Source organism: Brevibacterium samyangense (assembly GCF_039529845.1).
GTDB classification, from domain to species: Bacteria; Actinomycetota; Actinomycetes; order Actinomycetales; family Brevibacteriaceae; genus Brevibacterium; species Brevibacterium samyangense.
Genome location: NZ_BAAANO010000012.1, coordinates 1 through 8,449, shown reverse-complemented (window position 1 = coordinate 8,449; position 8,449 = coordinate 1). Strand labels below are relative to the sequence as shown.

The 8,449-nt window shown below is 68.6% G+C and carries 8 protein-coding genes; 7 read left to right on the top strand and 1 reads right to left on the bottom strand.

The features are described from left to right. The 7 genes from ABD172_RS06220 to tyrS form a co-directional block, all read left to right on the top strand. The coding region (locus ABD172_RS06220) for a bifunctional ornithine acetyltransferase/N-acetylglutamate synthase (protein ID WP_344307948.1) at positions 1 to 735 on the top strand (735 nt) is incomplete at its 5' end. Next, positions 732 to 1,646, top strand: a complete 915-nt coding sequence (argB, locus tag ABD172_RS06215; protein WP_344307947.1) for an acetylglutamate kinase — start codon at positions 732 to 734, stop codon at positions 1,644 to 1,646. The genes ABD172_RS06220 and argB, both read left to right, overlap by 4 nt. Continuing rightward, positions 1,643 to 2,854 (top strand): acetylornithine transaminase, encoded by a 1,212-nt coding sequence (locus ABD172_RS06210; protein WP_344307945.1) that lies wholly within the window; start codon positions 1,643 to 1,645, stop codon positions 2,852 to 2,854. Before argB ends, ABD172_RS06210 begins: the two co-directional genes overlap by 4 nt. Positions 2,855 to 2,920: 66 nt before the next feature. Further along, on the top strand, positions 2,921 to 3,877 hold the full coding sequence (argF, locus tag ABD172_RS06205) for an ornithine carbamoyltransferase (protein WP_344307943.1): 957 nt from the start codon (positions 2,921 to 2,923) through the stop codon (positions 3,875 to 3,877). Beyond that, positions 3,874 to 4,389 (top strand): arginine repressor, encoded by a 516-nt coding sequence (locus ABD172_RS06200; RefSeq protein WP_344307941.1) that lies wholly within the window; start codon positions 3,874 to 3,876, stop codon positions 4,387 to 4,389. The genes argF and ABD172_RS06200 overlap by 4 nt, the downstream gene beginning before the upstream one ends. A gap of 139 nt (positions 4,390 to 4,528) precedes the next feature. Continuing rightward, a complete protein-coding gene (argH, locus tag ABD172_RS06195; protein ID WP_344307939.1) occupies positions 4,529 to 5,953 on the top strand; it encodes an argininosuccinate lyase in 1,425 nt (474 codons plus the stop codon). A 141-nt stretch (positions 5,954 to 6,094) separates the two neighbouring features. Next, positions 6,095 to 7,381, top strand: coding sequence for a tyrosine--tRNA ligase (gene tyrS / locus ABD172_RS06190; RefSeq protein ID WP_344307937.1), 1,287 nt, complete (start codon positions 6,095 to 6,097; stop codon positions 7,379 to 7,381). Positions 7,382 to 7,504: 123 nt separating this feature from the next. Here the strand turns inward: tyrS and ABD172_RS06185 are convergent, their stop codons facing one another. Next, positions 7,505 to 7,852 (bottom strand): universal stress protein, encoded by a 348-nt coding sequence (locus tag ABD172_RS06185; protein ID WP_344307935.1) that lies wholly within the window; start codon positions 7,850 to 7,852, stop codon positions 7,505 to 7,507. Between the last annotated feature and the right edge of the window lie 597 nt (positions 7,853 to 8,449).

The following is an 8,449-nucleotide window of genomic DNA, read 5'->3' as shown; positions in this document are numbered from 1 at the left end:
CCCCCCGCCGAGGCGATCATGACGACCGACACCGTCCCCAAGACGGTGGCCCGGGACGGAGCCGGATGGCGCCTCGGCGGGATGGCGAAGGGCGCAGGAATGCTCGCTCCCGGGCTCGCGACGATGCTCGTCGTCCTCACGACGGACGCGCAGCTGAGCGCCGAGCAGCTCGACACCGCCCTGCGCACGGCGACGTCGAAGAGCTTCGACCGACTCGACACCGACGGGTGCATGTCGACGAACGACACCGTGATCCTCATGTCCTCGGGGGAGTCCACCGACCCGGTCGACCTCGCGCAATTCACGGAGGTGCTCACCGAGGCGTGCCTCGACCTGTCGAAGCAGCTCCACGTCGACGCCGAGGGAGCGCACCACGACATCACGATCGTCACCCGTGGTGCCGCGACGGAGGCCGACGCCCTCGAGGTGAGCCGCGCCGTCGGCCGCGGCAACCTCTTCAAGGCGGCGATCTTCGGGGAGGACCCGAACTGGGGCCGTGTCGTCGCCCAGGTCGGCATCACGAACGCCGCGTTCGATCCCACTGCGATCGACGTCGCGATCAACGGAGTGCAGGTGTGCACGGGCTCCACCCCGGACGCCGATCCCGCACTCGTCACGTGGAGCCGCGACGTCCTCGTCGAGATCGACCTCCACGCAGGTTCCGCCGAGGCCACGATCCTCACCTCCGACCTCACCCACGACTACGTCGAAGAGAACAGCGCCTACTCCTCATGAACCCACCCTCAGCAGCCGAACGCCTCGTGAAGGCCCAGGCCAAGGCGGAGATCCTCACGGACGCCCTGCCGTGGATCAAGACCTTCTCCGGCGCCACCGTCGTCATCAAGTACGGCGGCAACGCGATGATCTCCCCGGAACTCCAGCAGTCCTTCGCCGACGACATCGCGTTCCTCCGCTTCGTCGGACTCCGCCCGATCGTCGTCCACGGCGGTGGCCCGCAGATCAACCGGATGCTCGAGCGCCTCGGCATCGAGAGCGAGTTCGTCGCCGGCCAACGCTTCACCTCGGAGGAGGCCGCGGAGGTCGTCCGCATGGTGCTCGCCGGGCAGGTGAACCGCGACATCGTGAGCCGGATCAACCAGAACGGCGACGCCGCGATCGGACTCTCGGGCGAGGACGCGGACCTCATGCTCGCGGAACCGACCTCCGTGCTCGTCGACGGGCAGGAGGTGTCGCTCGGCCGCGTCGGCTCCGTGAAACGGGTGAACACCGCGGTGCTGAACGAACTCCTCGACGCCGGACGGGTGCCCGTCATCTGCTCGATCGCCGCGGAACTCGGCGGGAAGGCGGGCAAGCCGCTCAACATCAACGCCGACCTCGCCGCCGCCGCGATCGCTCGGGAGATGAAGGCCGACAAGCTCATGATGCTCACGGACGTGCCCGGCCTCTACGCGGACTGGCCGGACAAGGACAGCCTCATCTCCCGCATCACCCCGGACGAACTGCGTGCACTCCTGCCGAAGCTGGACTCCGGCATGATCCCCAAGATGACCGCCGCCCTCGAGGCCGTCGACGCCGGCGTCAGACAGGTCCACGTGATCGACGGCCGCACCGCCCACTCGATCCTCCTCGAGGTCTTCACCTCCGACGGAATCGGCACGATGATCCAAGAAGGAGAAATCGCATGACTTCCAGCGTTTCCACCACCGGCTGGCGCGACCGCCACTCCGGCGCGATCCTCCCGGCGGTCGGTCGCCCGCAGCGCCTCCTCGTGCGCGGCTCCGGGGCGAAGGTGTGGGACGAGGAGGGTACCGAGTACCTCGACCTCCTCGCCGGTATCGCGGTGAATGCCCTCGGCCACGCCCATCCGGCGTTCGTCGACGCGGTCTCGAAGCAGGTCGGCACGCTCGGCCAGATCTCGAACTACTTCGCCTCCGAACCGCAGATCGCGCTCGCCCAGCGGCTCATCGGGATCGCCGGTGCTCCCGCCGGATCCTCGGTGTACTTCTGCAACTCCGGCGCCGAGGCGAACGAGGCCGCCCTCAAGATGGCCCGCCGCGTCGCCGGCGGCACCCGCTCGAAGATCGTCGCGATCGAGGGTGCCTTCCACGGCCGCACGATGGGTGCGCTCGCCCTCACCGCGAAGGAGGCGTACCGGACGCCGTTCGAACCCGGTGTGCCGGGTGTCGTCCACGTGCCCTTCGGGGACGTCGAGGCACTGCGTGCCGAGGTCGACGAGACCTGCGCCGCCGTGTTCGTCGAGCCCATCCAGGGCGAGGGCGGGGTCCGCAATCACCCCGCCGGGTACCTGCGGACCGCCCGCGAACTCACCTCGGCGGCCGGAGCGCTCCTCATCCTCGACGAGGTGCAGACCGGCATCGGTCGCTGCGGGACCTGGTTCGCGTTCCAGGACCCGGCGATCGGCGAGGGGATCGTGCCCGACATCGTCACCTCGGCCAAGGGCCTCGGCGGCGGTCTGCCGATCGGTGCGGCGATCACCTTCGGACCCGAGAACACCGGACTCCTCGTCCCCGGTCAGCACGGGTCGACGTACTCCGGCAACCCGGTGATGACCGCCGCCGGCAATGCGGTCCTCGACGTCATCGAGGAGGAGGGCCTCCTCGAGCACGCGCGCGAGCTCGGCGCGTGGCTCGAGTCCGCGCTCGTGAAGATCGACGGCGTCATCGCGGTGAGCGGGGCAGGACTGCTGCGGTCCTTCGAACTCGCCGCCGGCAATGCGAAGGCGGTCTCGGAGGCCGCACTCGAGGCAGGGTTCATCGTGAACCCGGTGACCGGTTCCCGGATCCGCCTCGCCCCGCCGCTCACGATCTCGCAGGAGGAACTCGGGACGTTCCTCGAGGCCCTGCCCGGCGTCCTCGAGACCGCCGCCGCCTGATCGAGGCCGGCCGCCGCCGCCCGCGCCGACGCCCCCACCACCCGCCACGGAAACGGAACCGAATCCATGACACGCCATTTCCTCAAGGACACCGATCTCAGCCCCGAGGAGCTCGTCGAGGTCCTCGACCTCGCCGACGCCCTCAAGGCCGACCCCTACTCCCGGACCCCGCTCGCCGGCCCGCAGACGGCGATCGTCTTCTTCGACAAGACCTCGACCCGCACCCGGGTGTCCTTCGCGACCGGGATCGCCGACCTCGGGGGCAACCCCCTCATCGTGAACCCGGGGGAGTCGCAGCTCGGACACAAGGAGTCGATCGCGGACACCGCCCACGTCCTCGAACGGATGGTGAGCCTCGTCGTGTGGCGCACCTTCGCCCAGTCGGGGCTCGAGGAGATGGCGGAGAACAGCTCCGTTCCCGTCATCAACGCGCTCTCGGACGACTTCCACCCCTGCCAGCTCGTCGCGGACCTCCAGACCATCCGCGAACACAAGGGCACCGGCAGCGGCAACGGGCTCTCCGGCCTCACGATGTCGTACTACGGCGACGGGGCGAACAACATGGCGAACTCGTACGTACTCGCCGGCGTCAACGCCGGAATGCACGTGCGCATCGCCGCTCCCGAGGGCCATCAGCCGGCCGAGGCCATCATCGCCGAGGCGTCGGCCCTCTCCGCCCGCACCGGTGGCTCCGTGCTCGTCACCGACGACCCGCTCGCCGCGGCGCAGGGCGCCGACATCGTCATCACCGACACCTGGGTGTCGATGGGGCAGTCGGCCGAGGGCCGTGCCGACGAGGACTCGCCGTTCGTCAAGTACCAGGTGACCTCCGAGCTCATGCGCCATACGAACGACGCGATCTTCATGCACTGCCTGCCCGCCTACCGCGGTCTCGAGGTCGAGGCGGAGGTCATCGACGGCCCCGCCTCGGTGGTGTTCGACGAGGCCGAGAACCGGCTGCACGCACAGAAGGCACTCATGGTGTGGCTGCTCGAACGCAGCACGCGGGGAGAACCCGCGTGAGCGAGGAACGCCAGACCGCGGTCCCGTCGACGAAAACGGCCCGCCAGCAGCAGATCATCGACATCGTCCGCCGGGGAACCATCCGCTCGCAGACCGAACTCATGAACACGCTCGCCGAACGCGGGGTCACCGTCACCCAGGCGACCCTCTCACGGGACCTCGTCGACCTCGGCGCCGTGAAGATCCGCACCTCGGCCGGCTCCGTGTACGCGGTGCCGGGCGAGGGTGGGGACCGCAGCCTCGAGAAGGGCATCGAGAGCGAGATGCTCGACTCGAAGCTCCAGCGCATCCTCGAGGAACTGCTCGTGAGTGCGACGAGCTCCGACAATCTCGTCGTTCTCCGCACCCCGCCCGGAGCCGCGCACTACCTCGCGAGCGCCATCGACCATTCGGTGTTCCACGGGGTGCTCGGTACGATCGCAGGCGACGACACCATCCTCGTGATCGCCGGGGACGGCGTGGCCGGCACGGACCTCGTCGACCGTTTCCTCGAGCTCGCCGGCGGATCCTGATCCCGCACGCGGGTCGCCCCGCACCGCCGGGCAGCTGCGTGGGCACGCGTACCCGCGTCCCCGGCACCGATCATCACGACCACATCTCCCGACCGCACCGTCACCGGCGAGCCGGGAATATCCGAAAGGGCCCACCACTGTGAGTAACGAAGAACGCCTGAGCCTCTGGGGCGGACGGTTCGCCGACGGACCGGACGACGCGCTCGCGCAGCTGTCGAAGTCGACGGACTTCGACTGGCGCCTCGCCGCCTACGACCTCGCCGGGTCCCGCGCCCACGCCCGCGTTCTCCACCGTGCGGGCCTGCTCGACGACGCCGAGCTCTCCGGCATGATCGCCGCTCTCGACACCCTCGAGGAGAAGGTGCGTGCAGGCGAGTTCCTGCCCCTGCTCTCCGACGAGGACGTCCACTCCGCGCTCGAACGCGGACTGCTCGAGATCGCCGGCCCGGACCTCGGCGGCAAACTGCGCGCCGGCCGGTCGCGCAACGACCAGATCGCGACGATGGGCCGGATGTACCTCCGTGACCACGCCCGCGTGATCTCCGGTCTCGTCCTCGACGTGGTCGAGGCCCTCGTCTCCCAGGCCGAGGCCCACCGCGAGGTGCCGATGCCCGGGCGCACCCACCTCCAGCACGCACAGCCGGTCCTCCTCGCCCACCACCTCCTCGCCCATGCATGGCCGCTCATGCGCGACGTCGCCCGGTTCGTCGACTTCGACCGGCGGGCCGATGTGAGCGCCTACGGTTCGGGAGCGCTCGCCGGTTCCTCGCTCGGTCTCGACCCGCAGGCGGTTGCCCGGGAACTCGGGTTCTCGGACTCGGTCGAGAACTCGATCGACGGCACCGCGTCCCGCGACGTGTTCGCCGAGTACGCGTTCGTCACCGCGATGATCGGCGTCGATCTCTCCCGGCTGTCCGAGGAGATCATCCTCTGGGCGACGAAGGAGTTCTCCTTCGTCACGCTCGACGACCGGTTCTCCACCGGGTCGTCGATCATGCCGCAGAAGAAGAACCCCGACGTCGCCGAACTCACGCGCGGCAAGGCCGGACGCCTCGTCGGTGACCTCACCGGTCTGCTCACGACCCTCAAGGGCATGCCGCTCGCGTACAACCGCGACCTCCAGGAGGACAAGGAGCCGGTCTTCGACGCCACCGACACCCTCACCCTCCTCCTCCCCGCGTTCACCGGCATGGTCGCAACCCTCGTGTTCAACACCGAGAAGATGGCGCACCTCGCCCCGCGCGGTTTCGCGCTCGCCACCGACCTCGCCGAGTGGCTCGTCCGCGAGGGCGTGCCGTTCCGTGTTGCCCACGAGCTCTCCGGTGCCGCCGTCAAGCTCGCCGAGAGCCGCGACGTCGAGCTCTGGGACCTCAGCGACGAGGACTACGCGGGGATCTCCGAGCACTTCACCCCGGCCGTCCGCGAGGTCCTCACGACCGAGGGATCGATCGACTCGCGGAACGCGAAGGGCGGCACCGCCCGCGCTGCGGTCGCGCAGCAGCTCGAGAACGCGCGTGCGGAGCTCACGCGGTTGCGCGCGTTCGCCACGAGCACGACGCGCTGAGGCGCGCTCACGCCGGCACCCGACGGGCGCCTCGGCGGTGGTCCCACCCCCGGTGGTGGGCCGTCGGCGAGGCGCCCGTCGCGGTTATCATGGTGCGTCGGGCCACCGTCCAGGTGGCCCCCGTCCGACGAAAGGTTGATCGTGACCGATATCTTCAGTGAGTTGAAGGCCCGCGACCTGGTGGCGCTGTCCACCGACGAGAGCGCACTGTCGAGTGCCCTCGCCGAGGGGCCGGTCAACTTCTATATCGGTTTCGATCCCACCGCGCCGAGCCTCCACATGGGCAACCTCGTGCAGCTGCTCTTCGCCCGCCGGCTCCAGCTCGCCGGTCACAACCCGTTCATGCTCGTCGGCGGTGCGACCGGTCTCATCGGGGATCCGCGGATGTCGGGGGAGCGCACCCTCAATCCGCGCGAGGTCGTCGAGGAGTGGGTCGGGAAGATCCGGAACCAGGTCGAGCGTTTCGTCGACTTCGACGGTGCACATGCCGCGCAGATGGCGAACAACCTCGACTGGACCGGCGAGTACAGCGCGATCGACTTCCTCCGCGAGGTCGGCAAGCACTTCTCGGTGAACCGGATGCTCGCGAAGGAGGCCGTGTCCGCACGCCTCAAGAGCGAACACGGCATCTCCTTCACCGAGTTCAGCTACCAGCTCCTCCAGGGCAACGACTTCCTCCAGCTCTACAAGCGCCACGGGGTCACCCTCCAGCACGGCGGTTCGGACCAGTGGGGCAACCTCACCTCCGGCACCGACCTCATCCGCCGCGTCGAGGGTGTGTCCGTCCACGCGATGGCGACGCCACTCATGACGAAGGCGGACGGGACGAAGTTCGGCAAGACCGAGTCCGGCACCGTGTGGCTCGATCCCGAACTCACGAGCCCCTACGCGTTCAGCCAGTTCTGGCTCAATGCGGACGACCGCGACGTCATGAAGTACCTCAAGGTGTTCTCGTTCCGGAGCCTCGAGGAACTCGCGGCGCTCGAGGAGGAGTTCTGCGCCGCGCCGCACAAGCGCTCGGCGCAGAAGGCGCTCGCGCAGGAGGTGACGACGCTCGTCCACGGTGAGCAGCAGACCGCACAGGCCTTCGCCGCCGCCGAGGCGCTCTTCGGTTCCGGCGAACTGGCAGGTCTCGAACCGGCGACCCTCGCCGCCGCCACCGCCGAGGTGCCCCACGCGACCGTGCCCGCATCGGCGCTCGCCGCCGGCCTGCCGGTCGCCGACGCCTTCGTCGAGGCCGGGATCGTGAAGTCGAAGGGCGAGGCGCGCCGCGCGATCAAGGAGGGTGGTGCCTACGTGAACAACGTGAAGGTCGCCGCCGAGGACCGGGCACTCACGACCGCGGACGTCCTCGATGCCGGCAGTGCCGGGGTCGTCGTGCTGCGCCGGGGCAAGAAGACGCTCGGAGCCGTGCGCGTCGAGGGCTGAGAGGCCCTTAGCCCCATCCGCCTCACGACAGTGGGCCGGTCACCTGTCCGAGGTGACCGGCCCACTGTCGTCGTCTCGGGGTCGGTGAGGTGAGTGCCGGGTGCCGGGGACGATCGGCGGGGATCAGGCCTTCACGGCGATGACGGGGGCGGAGGACTCGAGGAGGATCTGCTGGGCGGTACTCCCGAGCAGCATCTTGCCGACTGGGGAGCGGTGGCGGATCCCGACGACGACGACGGAAACCTCGACCGCCTCGGCGGTGTCGAGGAAGGCTCCGGCGAAATCGCGTTCGTCGGCGCCGGGTGAACGGTAGGAAACGGCGACGCCGTCGATCGTGGTGGGTTCGGGTACGGGATGTCCGGCGAGTTCGAAGGCGAGGAGGTCCTCGTTCCGGCGGGCCGCCTCGGCGAGCGCGAAGGTGAACGCTGCCGCGCCTTCGTCGGTATGGGCATGAGCGACGAGAACGGTCATGTGCGTGAGTATAGTGTGGTGCCCCTCACGAGGTGGGGGTGTCGAAGTGAGAACAGCGGATGGTGCGGCCACGACTCCGGATGTCCGAAAATGGAACGAACACTCGTGCTCACCACCGCCAGGAAGTGTGAATGACCTTCATCCCCGTTCTCGTCCTGCTCGTCGGAGTCTTCGTGCTCGCTCGTCATTGCATGCATGGACGCGCTCGTCTGGATCGTGTTCTTCATCGTGCTCCTGGGCGGGACGTCTGTGCTCGGTGCAAACGGCATCGGACGATGAGGCCGGTGACGCGCGACGTGACGGGGCCCTCAGGATTCGGAGTTGCACGGAGGTGCGGGGTCGTATAGAGTTCTCTGCGTTGCCTCGGCGGAAACACCGAAGCGAGCGGGCCCCGGAAACAGGGCCGGTCACCACCATTGATCACAGTCGCGGCGACCAGGCAGGTTTTGCAGGATGTGCCCCGCTTCCACTGGAACGGCAGTCGGCAACACTCACTGAAGAATCTCAGATGGTTTCACTCTTCGCCGGGTGAAAAACCGAGAACAACCATGTGACGCGGAACACCGGAAACGGATTTGCGAAAACATGAACAGTGAG

Coding starts and splice junctions, on each gene's coding strand:
- argB (WP_344307947.1), top strand. CDS start 732: ATGAACCCACCCTCAGCAGCCGAACGCCTCGTGAAGGCCCAGGCCAAG.
- ABD172_RS06210 (WP_344307945.1), top strand. CDS start 1,643: ATGACTTCCAGCGTTTCCACCACCGGCTGGCGCGACCGCCACTCCGGC.
- argF (WP_344307943.1), top strand. CDS start 2,921: ATGACACGCCATTTCCTCAAGGACACCGATCTCAGCCCCGAGGAGCTC.
- ABD172_RS06185 (WP_344307935.1), bottom strand. CDS start 7,852: ATGACCGTTCTCGTCGCTCATGCCCATACCGACGAAGGCGCGGCAGCG.